Below are 16,331 nucleotides of genomic sequence, written 5' to 3'. Positions count from 1 at the left end.
AAACATGTCATTACTGAAATCCTTGGGACAGGTGTTCCGTCACTTCGTTGAACCGCAGGTTGGCAGGGATGCCTGCCAACCTGTTTACTTTATAGGCACCTATTGAGAAAGCCCATTATTCCACAGAGTGCGGCGCGTTTCTTCTCCCGCACCGCTGGATTGCGGCAAAAACGCATGACGAATCAGTAATCAGCCGGCCGTCAGGCTGATGCCGCTGAAGGCCCCGATCAAGGTGATCACCCCGAGCACGACAAACAGCCCACACGCAAAGAGGCGGGCCGTAGCCAGGGGCATGCGATCCATCAGCCACTGGCCGGCCAGGATGACGGGAACGTTGGCCAGCAGCATGCCCACCGTGGTGCCCAGCACCACCATGACGGTATCGTCGAAACGGGCGGCGAGCACCACGGTCGCAATCTGTGTCTTGTCACCGATTTCCGCCAGGAAGAACATGATCAGCGTGGCGAAGAACGCGCCATAGCGCAGCAGGCCGGCATCCTCGCTGTCGTCCTTGTCGGGAATCAGCAGCCACAGCGCGATGGCGATGAAGCTGGTGGCGACGATCCAGGGCAGCCAGCTGGCGGGAATCAGCTTGGCTATCCAGGCGCCGAGCAGGGCGGACAGGGCATGGTTGAGCAAGGTGGAAAACAGAATGCCCAGGATAATCGGCGTGCGTTTGCTGAAACGGCAGATCAGGAACAGCGACAATAACTGGGTCTTGTCACCGATTTCCGCGATGGCCACGGCGAAGGTCGAGGATAGGAAGGCGTCCATTGAATCTCCAAGCAGGGGCGGATTTACGATGACACAGGGACAACCCGGCCTTCCGCCCCAACGGCAGACCGCGTTATCCCAGGTCTCGTCAATCCCTTTACAGGTGGGGCGTGGCAGCCATGAGGATGTGCCTCAAGTTTGTTGACCGCCACCCGGAAGGCCGGTTGTGAGAATCAACCTGCTCTTCGCGGAGACTACTCCCCCGGAGATGCGCGAAGTTTACCGAACTCCCCTGCCCGGCACAACGTGCCTGGTTAGGTTTGCCCAGGCGATGACGAGAAATTAAATGCGATCAATTTGCATTTGCGCTGACAAAAGGCGCTCGGTAAACTGCGGATCATTATTGATCAGTCCGGTCCCGGCCGACTGACGTCCACACCGCGGGAGCCGTTGCACGATGTCCATGGCCCAACAGTCTCTGGCACAGCACATCGCCCTGGATCGCTTTTACGCGATCTCGGCCGAGATCAATCCGGTGCTGGCCGGCGATCAGGTGCCACCGGTGGACCAGTGCCTGTGCGCGCGGGACGACAATCGGGCGGTCCTCGAAACCCTCTACGACACCCTGAGTGAAGCCCACCCGGAAGCCGGCATGCCCTACTGGTCCGTGCGGACCTGGGGGCTGATGGTGTGGCAGCCGATCATCCTGACGGTGATCGGTGTGCATGGTGCCGGTGTATTGCCGCCGCTCCAGGATCTGCGGCAGAACGTGGGCACCTTGATGGTGGCGGGTTACTCGCTGCCGGACGACGGCTGGGAGCACGGCACGGAAACGCAGCTGATCCAGCGTGGCGGGCAGGCCCTGCGCGCACTCTGCGACGGCCTCTTGGCAGAGCTGCGCGAGATCACGCTGATCAAGCCCCTCAATGCCCTGCGGCTGGTGGCGGACAGCCTGTTGAGTGCCATCGCCGGACTCGACCGGATTCGCCCCGAGCTGACCCAGACCCAGCGGCTGGACCTGGCCTGGACCTGGCTGCGGGCGATGGGGCTGGAAGGCCAGAGTGCCTTGATGCCGCTGCCCCTGGCCGATGGCCGTACCCCGCTGGTGCTCGACCGTAAGGGCTGCTGCATGCATTACCGCCGCCACGATGGCGAGCTGTGCGCCTCCTGTCCCAAGCAGAAGGACGAGGTCCGGTTCACCCGCCTGCAAGAAGAGCTGTTGCACGATGCTTGAATTAAACGGCATACGCGTCCAACGGGACGGCCGGGATATCCTGGCGCTGCCGGAGCTGTCGATTTCCGGTCACGAATTCACGGTCATTCTCGGTCACAACGGGTCGGGCAAGTCGACGCTGATGAACCTGCTGGCGCGCCAGATGGCGCCGGATGCCGGTGAGATCCGGCTCAATCGCCGCCCGATGGACGCTTATTCCCAACGGTCGCTGGCCCGGGAAATCGCTTACCTGCCCCAACACCTGCCGCCGGTGGCAGGCCTGAACGTGCGCGAACTGGTGGCCCTGGGGCGCTATCCCTGGCGTGGCCTGTTTGGTCGCTGGCGGGCGACGGACGCCCGGGCCATTGATGAGGCCATGGCCCAGACCGGTGTGTTGGAGTATGCCGACCACCTGACCGACCAGCTCTCCGGCGGTGAACGCCAGCGGGCCTGGATCGCCATGCTGCTGGCCCAGCAATCACCTCTGCTGCTGCTGGACGAACCCACCTCGGCGCTGGACCTGTCCCACCAGTACGAGTCCATGGGCCTGCTGCGTCATCTGAACCAGGACACCGGTCGCGGCGTGGTGGCGATCCTGCACGACGTCAATCTGGCGGCCCGCTACGCCGACCGCATCCTGGCGCTCAAAGGCGGCGAGCTGGTGTTTGACGGCACGCCCGACGAGATGCTCACCCGGGATCGTCTCAGCCAGCTTTACGGTATCGATATCCAACTCATTCCCCAGCCCGGCAAGTCACGTCCGGTTGCTGTCGTCGCCTGACTGTCGGAGGCCTTTATGGTGATTCGAGGCGTATTCCGCTTCTTCGTCTTATTGTTTGCAGGGCTGTTCTGCGGCCAGGCCCTGGGGGCGGTGACCATCACGGACGCTCGTGGCGAGCACACCTTCGACCGCACGCCCCAGCGGGTGGTGACCCTGAGCTGGGCCATGACTGAAGACGTGGTCGAGCTGGGCGTCAAACCGGTCGGCGTGGCCGATATCGACGGTTACCACACCTGGGTGGTGCGGCCGTCCATTCCCGAAGGCGTGGCGGACATCGGCACCCGGGATGAGCCCAGCATCGAGGAACTGGCGGCACTCAAACCGGACGTCATCATCCTGGCCAACGGTCAGGAAGACTTGATCGATCGGCTGGAGCAGGTGGCGCCGGTGCTCTACTTCGATGCCTTCAGTGCCGATCACAACAACGCCACGGTGGCGCGCCAGATCTTCCGCAAGCTGGGCCATCTGTTCGGCAAGGAGGACGTGGCCAAGCAGAAACTGGCGGCCATGGACACCTGCTTTGACACGCTCAAGCAGCAGCTGCACGCTCATTTTGGTACGGACCTGCCGCGAGTCGCCAACATCCGCTTCAACAACAACGCCGTGGTGTTCGTCTACGGTGCGAACGCCATGTCCAGTTATGTCCTGCGTGAACTGGGGCTGGCGTCGGCGCTCGATATCCCACCCAGCCAGTGGGGGGTGACCCAGAAGAAGATGGTCACCCTGAGCACGCTCAAGGCCGACGACGTATTGCTCTATTTCAAGCCGGCGCCGGGCGTGGAGAAACTGTTCGAATCGCCCCTGTGGCAGGCGATGCCGGTGGTGAAGGCCGGTCACGTGGCGGGTGTTGAATCCACCTGGTCCTACGGTGGCGCCCTGTCGTTACGCTACCTGGCGGAAGCCATGACGGACGCGTTGCTGACGATCGAGCCGTGATGTCCGGTACTGACACCCTGGCAAGTCCCCGCCCGGCCCTCTGGCAGGGTGCGGCCGGTCGCTACCTGGCGGCGTTGGCGGTCCTGCTGTTGGCGTTGCTTTGGCACCTGCACCTCAACTCGACGCTGCCCCTTTCGCAGCAGTGGTCGCTGATCCTCGGTCGCGCACCGGAAACCTTCGACGACATCCAGTTTGTCTACGCCGCCCTGCCGCGCGTGGTGCTGGCTATTCTGGTCGGTGCCGTGATGGCGCTGGTGGGCAGTCTGTTGCAGCAGGTGACCCAGAATCCGCTGCTGTCGCCGATGACTTTGGGGGCCGCCTCCGGGGCCTGGCTGGCGCTGGTGTGCGTCAGCGTCTGGTGGCCGGATCTGGCGCCGGATGGACGTTCCTGGTTTGCCCTGGGCGGCGCCGTGGCGTCGGTCGTACTGGTGCTGTTGATCGCCGGGCGCAGCGGCCTCAGCGGATTGCCGGTGATCCTGGCGGGCATGGCCACCCATATCCTGATGGGCGCCGTAGCCACGGCCGTTATCTTGCTCAACCAGTACGCCACCCAGAACCTGTTTATCTGGGGCGCCGGCGACCTGACCCAGACCGACTGGAGCTGGGTGCAGTGGCTGTTGCCCAAGCTGTCGGTGGCGCTACTGTTGCTGTTGATCGCCCCCCGACCGCTGGCCCTGTTGCGTCTGGGGGACGCCGGTGCCGGGGCCCGGGGGCTGAGCACCGGGCCGATCCTGGTCGTGTTGTTGATGCTGTCCCTGTGGCTGGTGGCCAGTGCGATTACGGCCGTCGGGGTGATCAGCTTTATTGGTTTGATCACGCCGAACATCGCTCGCTCCATGGGTGCCCGCACGCCCCGGGATGAGCTGTGCTTCAGCCTGCTGCTGGGTGCAACCGGCCTGCTTCTGACGGACAGTCTGGCCGTGATGGCCAGCGACTGGCTCCCGGATCTGTTGCCCAGCGGGACCGCCGTGGCCCTGATCGGCGCACCGGCCTTGATCTGGTTCGTGCGCCGCAAGCTGGCGGCGAAGGACCAAACGGCCCTGCAGCTGCCGGAAGGGGCGTCCCGGGTCAGTCGCTGGTCCTGGTGGTTGGCGCCGCTGGCCGTGGTCGTGCTGGTGGTTCTGGGGCTCTGTTTCGTGCCGGATGCCTTCCGCTGGCGCCAGCCCTGGGCCGCCTTCCAGTGGCCGTCGGATCTGGTGATGTCCCTGCGCTGGCCGCGGCTGGTGACGGCCGCCTGTGCGGGTGTCGGCATGGCGTTGGCGGGGTTGATCCTGCAGCGGCTGATCCGCAATCCCCTGGCCAGCCCCGATATCCTGGGGATGTCGGCCGGCGCCACCTTTGCCCTGGTCGCCTTCACCGTGTTTATCGGGGGATCGATTCATGAGGCGGGGCCTTTCGTTGCCTTTGCCGGTAGCGCCGGGGTTCTGGTGTTGCTTCTGCTGCTGGGGCGCCGGGCTCACTACGCCCCGGGCATCATGATTCTGGTAGGGATTTCCCTGTCGGCGTTGATCGAGGCGCTGGTGCAATTCGTGCTCGCCAAGGGCAGCGACCAGGCCTACGCCATTATCGGCTGGCTGTCCGGGTCCACCTATCGGGTGTCCGATGCCGAAGCGCTCTGGTTCGCCGGTGGCACGGTGCTGCTGTTTGGGTTGTCGCTGGCGACCGGGCGCTGGCTGACGCTGATCTCGGCGGGCGATCACATGGCCCAGGCGCGCGGGCTGAATGCGTCCCGGGCCCGTCTGGTGTTGCTGGTGCTGGTGTGCGCCTGTTGTGCCCTGGTCACGGCGCTGATGGGGCCGATTGCCTTTGTCGGCCTGCTGGCACCCCACGTGGCGACGCTGATGGGCGCGCGCAAGGTCTGGCCGCAGCTGTGGCTGGCACCGCTGGTCGGCATGGTGTTGATGCTGTTCTCCGACTGGCTGGGCTGGGTGCTGCTTTATCCCAAGCAGATGCCGGCTGGGACGCTGGCTGCGATTCTTGGGGGCAGCTATTTCATTTACCTGCTGGCTCGGCGGCGGTTGCGGTAAAGGTTTGGTTGTAGAGACGATTTCTATTGAGTTTGGAGTCTGAAACCAATGGAGGCCATCGCTTCCGTCGCCTAAGAGGGCCGTCCGTGGCCGCCTATGCGATGAGGACATCCCTGTCCTCGGCTCCAGCGATGGCCTCCATTGGTTTCGATTGGACCCTGTGCAAAACTCTCTTGGTAATACATGCCCTTGAAGGGCGTTTGTAATGATGGGCGCCTGCCGGCGCCTCAGATGCTTCAGCTTCCGAGCCGTCCTTGGGACGGCCCGTCAGGTTGCTTGTGTCCCTCAGTCCCCGGCCGTCGCCACCGTCTCCGGCCGCTTCGCATAAACCGCAATCGGATTCTTCAGGGTGCCGGCAAACTGCAGGTTGGCCGCCGGATCCGTCAGGTTGATCATCTGCTGGTTGTTGGCCAGTTGCAGACGGTTCAGGCACGACAGCGTGAACTCCGGTGCAAACAGATCGTGGGCGGCAAACTTTTCGGCCATGTGCGGGTGCGCGGCCTGGTAGTCGTGCACGCACTCGGCCACCAGGGCCCAGAACCGGTCCTCGCCGATATCCCCCTGCTCTTCGAGAAGGCCGCCGATAAAGCGGAAGATGCAGTCGAATACATCGGTAAAGATCGACAGGATCTTCAGCTCCTCCGGCACGGACACCGCCAGACGCTGCACTTTCTCCGAGAGCACCACCTCCTCGTTCATGATCGCCACTTCCTCGGCGATGTCTTTCATGATCATGCGCACCGGCACCTGGTCGTCCATCACCAGGATCAGGTTTTCGCCGTGGGGCATGAACACCAGGTCATGGGCATAGAAGCAGTGCAGCAGTGGGCTCAGGTAGGCTTTCAGGTAACGTCTCAGCCAGTCCTCCGGCGCCAGGCCTGAAGCCCGCATCAGCGCCGGCAGCACGGCGCGGCCGTCGTTATCCACATGCAGCAGGGACGCCATGGTCATCAGTCGCTGACCGGGTTTGAGCGTCGGGATCGGGCTTTCGCGCCACAGGGCGGAGAGCATCTTGCGGTAGGGGCTGTGCTTGTCGAGGGTGGTTTCGAAATCCGGGTGCATGTAACCCACCCCGGCCACTTCCCGCAAGATGCTGAAGCCTGTGTCCGACAGGTAGGGATCCTGGCTGATCAGGTTGTGGATAAAATCGTTGATGGCCGGCGTGGTGCTCATGTAATACGGCGACAGGCCGCGCATGAAGCCCATGTTGAGAATCGACAGGGCTGTTTTGACGTAGCGCTTTTCCGGCTGGTCCTGGTTGAAGAAGGTGCGGATCGATTGCTGGGCGCGGTATTGGTCCTCGCCGTAGCCCAGACAGACCAGACGACCCTGGGCGAGCGCCTTGGCGAACAGGTGGGCGAGTTTGTTGTACCACTGCCACGGATGAACCGGGATCAGGTGGAAGTCGGCCGGGTCGTGACCGTCCTTGCGCAACTGGTCGTCGAAGCGGCGCAGTTGGCCTTCCCCCAGCTCATCCTGAAGCAGATTGCGATGGTCCAGGCCATCGGTGCCGGCATAGACGGTGTCTTCCCGATGGGCGGCGAGCCAAAGTAGCTGTACCGGTTGGCCGGATTCCGGGGCATACGCCGGATAGTCCAGCGCGTCGAAGCCGATCCGGCCGTTGTTGGCGATAAAGCAGGGATGGCCTTCGGACATGCTGGCTTCCACGGTCTGGAAGTCGGCCCGGGTCAGTTCTTCGGCGGTGGGGCTGGACCGGTGGTGCTTGAAGGCGCTGCCGTACAGCGTGCTGGAAATTTCCTCCAGGTACGTGGGCAACATGGCCTCGGAGATACCCAGTTGCTCGCGGAACTCGAGGATAAAGCGACTGGCATCGATCTCACCCTGGCCGCCTTCGGCCCACTTCTCCAGGCTGTCCGGATCCACCAGCCAGTGATCCAGGGTGATGCAGCGCCCGTTGAAGCGGTATTCGGTGGTGCCGTCGTCGGCAAACAGGCGATAGCGTCCGTCTTCGCCCTCGATCGGGTCCGGGGCCAGCACCCGCTCGTGGGACAGTTCGCTGATGGCCTTGCGCACCAGCAGCCGGTTGACCTTCTCCCAGATCGCCGGTTGCAGATGATCGCTGACCGTGCGGGGGGCCGGTCGGCGCTGCGGCGTTTGCCGGGAGGCTCTCTGCGGCTGGATCGCCTCGAACTGGGCGGCGGTGCAGAACGCCAGATCGGCGGTCTTGTCCGGCAGTTCGATGGGGCGTTCATAGACAAAACCGACCGCTTTGTTGAGCGTGTGGATGGCCTCGTTGCGGGTGTCCGGTTCCACCACGATCCGCTGCGCACCCAGTTGGCGGAACATGAACGTCATGATGCCGCGGAAGACCGCGCGGCTGAAACCTTTGAGTGGCGTATCGGTTGGTGCGATCAGGATGTGCATCCCCAGATCGCCGGGCTGGACGGTGTAATGCTCACCGACGGGATCCCGGGCCGGGTCGTAGCACTCCATCAGGAAGACCGGGTAGCCCTGGTGGTAGCCGATAAAGGCATCGCCCTTGCCGGATTCGGGCAGGTCCCGGTAGAACGCGGCCAGGTCATTCTCGTCCATGGACTGCATGCCCCAGTAGTGGGCACGATCCTGGCGCAGCCAGCTCCTGACCAGTGGGATATCGTCGGGTACCTGCAGGGGCCGGATCTCGAAGGCGCCGAGAGTCGGGTCCAGGTAGGTGAAAGGCTGCTGTGCCGGTAATGCGTTCATGCGTCGCTCCTTGATAGGCGGGAACGTGAGGGGGACGCAACGCCCGTCTGGCGTTGCGGACGATAGAGCAGGCCGTAGAACAGGCCGGCGCTGAGCACCAGACCGGCGGCCGCCAGATAGAACGGAACATCAAGGCCTGTGGTGGCGACCACGGCGCCGGCGGCCCAGGAGGCGACCAGCACGCCCAGGTTCTGGCTGAAGCTGACTTTGCTGAAGTCGGTGGCGTAGTCCCGGGGTTGGCTCAGGGCGAAGAGCAACTGGTCGAGCCGAACGGTAGCGCGGAACAGTCCCCAGCCGAACAACAGGCGGCCGACCAGGACCACGGGCATCGACGGCACTGCCTGCAACAGCAGGCCGACCGTCACATAAACCATGGCGGGCAGGATCTGCCAGTGGGCTTCGGTCGCAACCGGTTGACGATAGCTGCGCCACAGCGCGAACAGGGCGACGGCGCCGGGGATCGCGAAGATGACCCCGGCGTAGAACGCATCGTTCCAGCCGGACAGGGCTTCCCAGTAGCGCACGAAGAACGGCCGCACCAGGAAGGCGCTGAAGTAGAACACCGCCATCACCAGACACAGGCGCAGTACCACGGTCGTATTGGAGACGCCGGAGGCGGGCGTCGATGTGTCCTCCGGGGCATTGCCGATCGAAACGGCTGGTGTTTCGCGTCTTTGCAGCAGAAAGCAAATGCCCGTTTGCAGGAAGTCGCCCACGGCCATCAGCAGGAACACCTGCCGCGGTTCGAACCACTGCAGAACCGCGCCGCCGAGTAAGGCGCCGCCGATGCCACCGAAGTGGACGATCACCGACAGCAAGCCGATGGTTCGGCCGTGGGCGTCGGCCTGCTCCAGCCGCATGATTTGGGGATAGATCAGCAGGTAGCTGGCCTTGAACACCAGCATGGCCAACGAGATGGCCCAGAACTGGGTCAGGCTGGCGGTCCAGTAGCACAGCACGCTGAGCACGCCGGCCAGCAGTTGCGTACCGATCAGCAGGGGCAGCAACGACAGGTGTCGCGCCACCCGCGCCCACACTGGGAAGGCCAGCATGACCGTCAGGCAGCAGGCGGCGATGTACAGGCCGACCAGACCGGCGTCGGTCACGCCGAACGCACTCTCGAAAAAGTGCGGATAGAAGGGAATCAGCATCGAGTCGCTGACCACCGCGATGGCGGTCAGGCCGATGAGCCAGGCTTTCATGGACACCGACATATCAGGCCAGTGCGTCCTGGGGGCGGGTCAGCGCCTCCGCGTCGGGCACCCCGAACTGCTGGAAGGCAATGCGTTCCTCGATCGGGTACGGCTCGTCGCCGGTCAGTTCGCGCAGGATGCAGCTGTTGCGATAGCAGGCCATGCCCAGGTCCGGCGTCACAAAGCCGTGGGTGTGCAACTCGGCGTTCTGCACGAAGATGCGGGCCCCCTCGCGGTCGATGCTGTAGTTGCGCCGCACATCGAAGCGTCCCTGCTCGTCCCAGCGGATGCGGTCGGCGATCCCCTCAAGGAACGCCGGCGGCCGGTACTGGTAACCCGTGGCCAGCACCAGCGCTTCGGTCTGGTGCTGGAAGCGGCGTTGCTGCTCCACCTGCTCGAAGGTCAGGTCATACCGCTGGCGTTGGCGATTGAAACGGGCCTCAAGCAGTGCCGCGTTGGTCTGCAGATTCACCGGCACGTGACCGGCGAGTCGTTTGGTATACAGCAGGTCGTGGATGGCGTTGATCAGGTCGGTGTTGATGCCCTTGTACAGGTGCTTCTGGTGGGTCACCAGATGATCGCGTTTTTCCCGCGGCAGGCTGAAGAAGTAGTCCACATACTCCGGGGACGTCATTTCCAGGGTCAGTTTGCTGTATTCCAGCGGGAAGAAGCGGGGTGAGCGGGTCAGCCAGTTCAGGGTGTAGTGGTGGCTGTCGATGTCCTGCAGCAGGTCGTAGAAGATTTCCGCGGCACTCTGGCCGCTGCCAACGAGGGTGATGGCGTTCCGGGACTGCAGTTCTTCCTTGCGATTGAGGTAGTCCGAGGCGTGCAGCACCGGGCCGTCCAGGTCGTCACAGCAGCTCGGGCGATGGGGGCGCGGCCCCGTGCCCAGCACCAGGCGGCGGGTCAGGTAATCCCGGGGCTGGCCGGTTCGGGAGCAGAGCGTGCGCAGTCTGTAGCAGTCCCGGTCGCTGTCGAACTCGACCTGCTCGACGAAGGTGTTGAACCGGACATTGTGCAGCCGCTTGCTGGCCCACTGGCAGTACTGGTTGTACTCCCGCCGCTGGAGGAAGAAATCCTCCCGGATGTAGAAGCTGTAAAGGCGCCCCTGCTGCTTGATGTAGTTGAGGAAGCTGTAGGGACTGGTGGGGTCGGCCAGGGTGACCAGGTCGGACATGAACGGCGTCTGCAGGTGGACACCCTCAATCATTAGCCCCGGATGCCAGTCGAAGCCGGGGTTCTCGTCCAGGAACAGGCTGTCCAGTCCGTCGATGGGTTCCGCCAGGCAGGCCAGGCCCAGATTGAACGGGCCGATCCCGATCCCGATAACGTCGTAAATGCGCTCAGCCATGGACCGCCTCCTTGCGTGCCGCTTGGACCGGGGGATTGTCCGCCTCGCGGAAGTAAGCCTCCCCGTGTTGTTTGATCAGGCGCAGGATGGCCTGGATGTCCTGAATCCGGGTCGCCGGATTCAGCAGGGTGAATTTCAGGTAGTGGCGGCCACGCACCTGGGTTGCCGCCACCATGGCCTCGCCCGAGCGCATGATGGCTTTGCGGATTGCACGGTTGGCGGCGTCCAGCTGCTCGGGGGAACACGCCCGGGCCGGGTGATAGCGGAACACCAGCGCGCTCAGGGCCGGCTGATGCAGTACGTCGATCTGCTCGTCGGACAGCAGCAACAGGTAGGTCTTGCGGGCCAGGGCCATGGCCCGTTCAAAGGCGTCGCCCAGGGCATCGGGCCCCATGGTGCGCAGGGTCAGCCAGAGCTTGAGCGCGTCGAACCGGCGCGTGGTCTGCAGACTCTTGTCCACCAGGTTGGGCGTGCCTTCCTGGCGCTGGCTCAGTGGGTTGAGGTATTCCGCGTGCCAGGTGACGCAGCCGAGGTTGGCGCTGTCCCGGGCCAGCAGCGCACTGCAGGAGACTGGCTGGAAGAACGATTTGTGGTAGTCGACCGTGACCGAGTCCGCCTGCTCGATGCCCGCCAGCCGCTGGCGGTGATGGCGCGACAGCAGCAGGCCGCAGCCATAGGCCGCATCCACGTGGAACCAGGCGTTCACCGAGCGGGCGATGTGGGCGATTTCTGGCAACGGGTCGATGCTGCCGAAATCGGTGGTGCCGGCGGTGCCGACGATGGCCAACGGGATCTGGTCCGCCTCGGCGGCCGCATCCAGTGACGCCCGAAGCGCGTGGGGATCCAGGCGGAAGTGCTCGTCGCAGGCGACCGGCACCACGGCGTCGTAGCCCAGTCCCAGCAGGGCGGCCGCTTTTTGCAGACTGAAATGGCTGACTTCGGAGCAGAAAATCCGGAAGCGGCTGGCCTCCCGGGGAATGCCCCGCTCGCGGACGTTGTGGCCCCAGAGCCGCTCGCAGGCGTTGTCCCGCGCCAGCAGCATGGCCATCAGGTTGGACTGGGTGCCGCCGGAGGTGAATACGCCATCGGCTTTCGGACCCAGTCCGATGCGACCGGTCGTCCAGTCGATCAGGCTCTGCTCGATCAGCGTGGCGCCGGCGCTCTGGTCCCAGGTGTCCACTGAGGTGTTCACGCTGCTGAGGATCAGTTCCGCCAGGATGGCCGGTGTGACGATGGGGCAGTTGAGATGGGCCACATAACGGGGGTGGTGAAAGTAGATCGCGTCCTGCAGGTACAGCTCATCCAACTCGGACAGCACTTCGCCCAGGCCGTCCAGCGGCTGATCCAGATCGAGCCCCTGAAAGCGGGGTGCCAGCTCGCCGGGCAGGATCCCGGAGAACGGCTGGTCGGCCAACGCCAGGCGGCGCTGGATCAGATCGATCCCCTGCTCCAGTGTGACGCGGTAATGCTCGGATTGCTGGGCGTTGAACAGGAAATCTTCGGGGTTGGCTATCGAGGTTGAGGTGGTTGAAAACAGGGACGGGTGTAGCGGGCTTGGTTGATCCATCATAAGCCTTATCCATCGGGTTGGCGTTGGAGGCAGCAATTTCCGGGGTAATTGCTATATATACTCATAAGCTAATGCGAATCATTCTCGTTAAATGGGCGTAGAAAAGTAAACCCGGAATCGTCACCGGGTGGATTAACTCTCTGTCAGGTTAGGGAGGAAATGCTCAAAGCGTTTGATCAGCCGGGGATGCGGCGAACCGGCCAGAGCGCCAGCAGGACAAAGGCCGTGACCAGCCACCAGGCGCTGTGGAAGGCGTCGATGGTCGGCAGGCCGTGGCTGTGCTCGCCGTATTCCAGCGTCAGCGCCACCACGTTGACGCCAAAGGCGCCGCCCAGTTGGCGGGTGAAGTTGATGATGCTGGAGCCGTAGCCCAGCTCGTGGGGCTCCAACGGGTTAAGCGCGCCGGTGGACAGGGACGGCATGATCAGGCCCAGACCGACGCGGCCGATGACGGCCCAGGTGGCCAGCCAGAAAAAGCCCAGTGCCTGGTCGGAAAACGCAAACAGCGCGGTGGACAGGGCAAACACCAGGATCCCGATCCTGATCATACGCCGTGCCGGTTTGCGGTCGGCCAGCCAGCCGGCGATCGGGAAGGTGATGCCCAGGGCGATGCCGGCAGGCAGCATCAGGAGCCCGGCTTCGGTGGCCGAGAACTGCAGCGCCGACTGCACGAACAGCGGAATCAGGTAGGTCGATCCGAACAGCGCCAGACCCAGGGCCACGGCACCCAGACAGGCGCTACGGAATTCCGGACGGCGCATGAGCCCCAGGTGCAGCAGCGGGTTGGCGGCCCGGCGCTCGCGGCGGGCAAACAGGATCAGTGCCAGCAGGGCCAGCGTGCCGCTGAGGGCGATACGGAGACCTTCGCCTTCGGCATGTTGCAGGGTGTTGAGGGCATCGAGGCTGGTGGCAATGAACAGGGCCAGCCACAGGAAGCCGGCAAAGTCGAAACGGTACGGGGCTGGCCGGCTCACGGGCCAGGGCAAATAGCGGTAGACCATGATCACGCCCGGCAGGGTCACCGGGACGGGCGCAAACATCACGTAGCGCCAACTCAGTTGATCCACGATAAAACCGCCGATGACGGGGCCCAGTGCGGGTGCCAGGATGACGCCCATGCCGTAGATCCCCATGGCCTGGCCGCGTTGCTCCCGGGGAAACGCCCGGAACACCAGGTACATGGCCATCGGCTGCATCAGGCCGGCCATGGCGCCCATGCCGATGCGGGACAGGATCAGCCATTCCGGCGACGTGGCAAAACCGCCGGCCACCGACATCACGCTGAACAGGACCATGGCACTGGCCAGTGTGCGGCGCAGGCCGAAATGGTCCAGCAGCCAGCCGGTAGTCAGCATGGTGGTGGTCATGGCGGCGATGAAACCGGTGACCAGCCAGTGGGCCTGGCCCTGGCCAATCGCGAAGTACGCCATGATGTCCGGCAGCGCGACGTTGACGATGGTCGCGCTGAGCACCGTAGCCATGGTGCCCAGCATCACCGTGGCGACCGCCAGCCAGCGCCAGCGGGCACCGTGACGTTCGCGCAGTGCGTCCAGACTGAAGTCTTTCAGGGGGTGCCTCCGTCCATGGCGTCGGCGGAATCGGTAGGGGTCAGTGGCCCTGCAGCTGCTCGGCGTTCTTCATGATGCGGTTGAAGACCCGAAGTACGACTTCCAGGTCGGCGTCGTCCACGCCCTCGAGCATTTCCTCACGGAGCTTTTCGCCGCGGCCGTTGAGGTCGTCCATGAAGGCTTCACCGGCGGACGTCAGGTGCAGACGGCGGGCACGGCGGTCTTTCTGGCAGGGGCGGCGTTCGATCAGGCCCTGACCTTCCAGACTGTCGAGCAGGCGCACGAGCGTCGGGTTCTCGATCGCCATCAGGCTGGCCAGCTCGCGCTGGGTCAGGCCTTCGCCGCCTTTTTGCAGATAGACCATGGTGGTCCAGCGGGCCTGGGTGACGCCCAGGTCTTTGAGGCGTTCATCAAGCAGTTTGCGCCAGCGGCGGGTAACCCGTGCCACGGCGAAGGGAAACTGGTCTTTCATCAGAAAACTCCCGACAGGATGCGGTCACGCTGGATGACAAAAAAGCGCGTGACAGGATAATTAATACTAGTTTGCTAACAGTTGTAATGAAAACAGATGCGGGATCAGAATTAACATGAGGGAAAACCGAAAGCGCTTTGCCCGGGCAATCTTTAGGAACCCACTGATTAACGTATCAGGTCATGAAACAACCGATTAAGGGCTTTTATCAGGACGACGCCGGCGACTGGGTGGCGCAACTGGCCTGCGGTCACGGCCAGCATGTGCGGCACCGGCCACCGTTCATCAACCGCCCCTGGGTGAGCACCGACGCGGGACGGCATAGCCGGCTGGGCGCCTGCCTGGATTGTTTGAAGTGCGACCGGGGCGAGCCAACGGACACATCAGGCTGACGGCTCGGTGGCCATCTCTTCGGCGATTTCAGCCGCTTCCGGCGAGGTGTGGAACTCCTCGTTGCGCGGATCCATCTCGGTCAGCACGGGCATGGCCTCGGGCATGGTACTGACGAAGTGTTCCTGCTGCTCGACCGGGATGTCCTCGGTGGTCCAGATGTACCAGCCGGTGATCAGTCCGAGCAGTACCAGGAAGCCGGCGCTGCCCAGGAACAGGCCGCCGGGGCCGATCACACCGATCAGCTCCGAGATCACCAGCGGCCCCAACACGCTACCCAGACCGTAGCTCAGCAGCAGCGTGGCGCTGGCGGCCACAATGTGTGTTTGCTCCATGCGGTCGTTGGTGATGGCGACGGCGATCGGGTAAAGCGCCGCCGACAGCCCGGTAAACGCGCCCACCGCGACGATCAGTAGAACCGGATGGTCGACGCCCAGGAACGCAGCCGCGCAGGCGGCCAGGGCGGCTACGAAGGACAGCGTCAGCATCACCCGCCGCCGGTCGAAACGGTCACAGACCCGGCCCATGGGCCAGGCCAGCAACATGGCGGCGATGATTGCCGTGGCCATGAAGACGGAGGTTTGTGCCAGGTCGAGGCCAATCAGCGTGGCGTAGACCGGTCCCAGGGCGTAGAAGGTGCCGATCAGCACACCGCAAGTGAGCGCGCCCAGCACCCCCGTAGTGGACTGACCCAGCATGGTGAAGATGGAAATTCGGGCCACCTGTTCGATGGCGGGCGCTTCCATCCGGGTCAGGGACAGGGGGATCAGCGACAGTGTCAGCAGGATGGCGGCAAGCGTGTAGAGCAGGAACGACGCCGGATCGCCCAGGTTGACGATCAGCTGCCCGCCCGCCACGGACACGAAGAACACGATCTGGTAGACGGCAAACAGGGTGCCGCGATTGCTGTTGGTGGCCCGACTGCTGAACCAGCTTTCCACCACCAGCAGCACGCCGGCCATGCTGAAACCGGACAGCACCCGCAGGAACGCCCAGAAGGTCATCGACAGCGCCACCGGGTACAGCAGGGCCATGACGGCCGTCAGCGCCGAAAACACGGCGAAGGCGCGAATGTGCCCCACCCGCTCTATGACCCGGTTGACGGTCAGTGTGCCGATGACGAAGCCGATGGAATAACACGCCAGCACGCGCCCGATGGTGGCGGGATCAATGGACTCGAGCCCCAGCCGGATACCCAGCAGCGTCATCAGGAAGGCGTTGCCGCTGACCAGCAGCATAGTGCTGAGAATCAGGGCAGAGAGGGAGGCGACCATTCGTCTCATGGCAGTTTTTCCGGAGGCCTTTGGCGACAGCAGATACGTACACACCATAGCAGGCATCAGGAGAGCGTGCCGGGCGCATGCGATTTAATCAGAGGCCGGCTTTGTAAGCGATTACGCACTTCCCGAATGG

13 protein-coding genes are annotated in these 16,331 nt (G+C 63.8%); 5 read left to right on the top strand and 8 right to left on the bottom strand.

What is annotated here, in order from left to right; all coding sequences use genetic code 11:
• Positions 1-189: 189 nt before the first annotated feature.
• Positions 190-774 carry a TMEM165/GDT1 family protein gene (locus J3364_RS09100; RefSeq protein ID WP_349558052.1) on the bottom strand — a complete coding sequence of 195 codons (585 nt, stop codon included), beginning with the start codon at positions 772-774 and terminating at the stop codon, positions 190-192.
• Positions 775-1,171: 397 nt separating this feature from the next.
• On the opposite strand from J3364_RS09100, the gene J3364_RS09095 reads away from it, so the two are divergent.
• Genes J3364_RS09095 through fhuB form a run of 4 tightly spaced genes read left to right on the top strand, consistent with a single transcriptional unit; the run spans position 1,172 to position 5,671 of the window.
• Positions 1,172-1,948 carry a siderophore ferric iron reductase gene (locus tag J3364_RS09095; RefSeq protein WP_349558051.1) on the top strand — a complete coding sequence of 259 codons (777 nt, stop codon included), beginning with the start codon at positions 1,172-1,174 and terminating at the stop codon, positions 1,946-1,948.
• A complete protein-coding gene (locus J3364_RS09090; protein WP_349558050.1) occupies positions 1,941-2,708 on the top strand; it encodes an ABC transporter ATP-binding protein in 768 nt (255 codons plus the stop codon). Before J3364_RS09095 ends, J3364_RS09090 begins: the two co-directional genes overlap by 8 nt.
• Before the next feature lie 15 nt (positions 2,709-2,723).
• Complete coding sequence (locus tag J3364_RS09085) at positions 2,724-3,644, top strand: ABC transporter substrate-binding protein (protein WP_349558049.1); 921 nt, start codon at positions 2,724-2,726, stop codon at positions 3,642-3,644.
• Positions 3,644-5,671, top strand: a complete 2,028-nt coding sequence (gene fhuB, locus J3364_RS09080) for a Fe(3+)-hydroxamate ABC transporter permease FhuB (RefSeq protein ID WP_349558048.1) — start codon at positions 3,644-3,646, stop codon at positions 5,669-5,671. The genes J3364_RS09085 and fhuB overlap by 1 nt, the downstream gene beginning before the upstream one ends.
• Positions 5,672-5,956: 285 nt before the next feature.
• Here fhuB and J3364_RS09075 read toward each other — a convergent pair whose 3' ends face one another.
• The 6 genes from J3364_RS09075 to slyA all read right to left on the bottom strand — a co-directional run bounded on the left by J3364_RS09075 (position 5,957) and on the right by slyA (position 14,528).
• Positions 5,957-8,374, bottom strand: a complete 2,418-nt coding sequence (locus J3364_RS09075; protein WP_349558047.1) for a GNAT family N-acetyltransferase — start codon at positions 8,372-8,374, stop codon at positions 5,957-5,959.
• The gene (locus tag J3364_RS09070) at positions 8,371-9,588 is read right to left on the bottom strand and encodes an MFS transporter (protein WP_349558046.1); all 1,218 of its coding nucleotides are present in this window, start codon (positions 9,586-9,588) and stop codon (positions 8,371-8,373) included. The genes J3364_RS09075 and J3364_RS09070 overlap by 4 nt, the downstream gene beginning before the upstream one ends.
• A 1-nt stretch (position 9,589) precedes the next feature.
• A complete protein-coding gene (locus tag J3364_RS09065) occupies positions 9,590-10,918 on the bottom strand; it encodes a lysine N(6)-hydroxylase/L-ornithine N(5)-oxygenase family protein (protein ID WP_349558045.1) in 1,329 nt (442 codons plus the stop codon).
• Positions 10,911-12,488 carry a pyridoxal phosphate-dependent decarboxylase family protein gene (locus J3364_RS09060; protein WP_349558044.1) on the bottom strand — a complete coding sequence of 526 codons (1,578 nt, stop codon included), beginning with the start codon at positions 12,486-12,488 and terminating at the stop codon, positions 10,911-10,913. The genes J3364_RS09065 and J3364_RS09060 overlap by 8 nt, the downstream gene beginning before the upstream one ends.
• 176 nt (positions 12,489-12,664) lie before the next feature.
• The gene (locus J3364_RS09055) at positions 12,665-13,981 is read right to left on the bottom strand and encodes an MDR family MFS transporter (RefSeq protein ID WP_502882493.1); all 1,317 of its coding nucleotides are present in this window, start codon (positions 13,979-13,981) and stop codon (positions 12,665-12,667) included.
• 115 nt (positions 13,982-14,096) lie between these two features.
• Positions 14,097-14,528 (bottom strand): transcriptional regulator SlyA, encoded by a 432-nt coding sequence (slyA, locus tag J3364_RS09050; RefSeq protein WP_123633585.1) that lies wholly within the window; start codon positions 14,526-14,528, stop codon positions 14,097-14,099.
• A 182-nt stretch (positions 14,529-14,710) separates the two neighbouring features.
• Between slyA and J3364_RS09045 the strand changes: the two genes are divergently transcribed.
• Positions 14,711-14,920, top strand: a complete 210-nt coding sequence (locus tag J3364_RS09045; protein WP_349558043.1) for a DUF3565 domain-containing protein — start codon at positions 14,711-14,713, stop codon at positions 14,918-14,920.
• Here J3364_RS09045 and J3364_RS09040 read toward each other — a convergent pair.
• The gene (locus tag J3364_RS09040; RefSeq protein WP_349558042.1) at positions 14,912-16,201 is read right to left on the bottom strand and encodes an MFS transporter; all 1,290 of its coding nucleotides are present in this window, start codon (positions 16,199-16,201) and stop codon (positions 14,912-14,914) included. The two genes, J3364_RS09045 and J3364_RS09040, sit on opposite strands and share 9 nt — an antisense overlap.
• Between the last annotated feature and the right edge of the window lie 130 nt (positions 16,202-16,331).

This window comes from Marinobacter sp. NFXS9 (assembly GCF_040148665.1).
In the GTDB taxonomy this organism is placed as follows: domain Bacteria; phylum Pseudomonadota; class Gammaproteobacteria; order Pseudomonadales; family Oleiphilaceae; genus Marinobacter_A; species Marinobacter_A mangrovi.
This window is presented reverse-complemented; position numbering and strand designations above follow the sequence as displayed.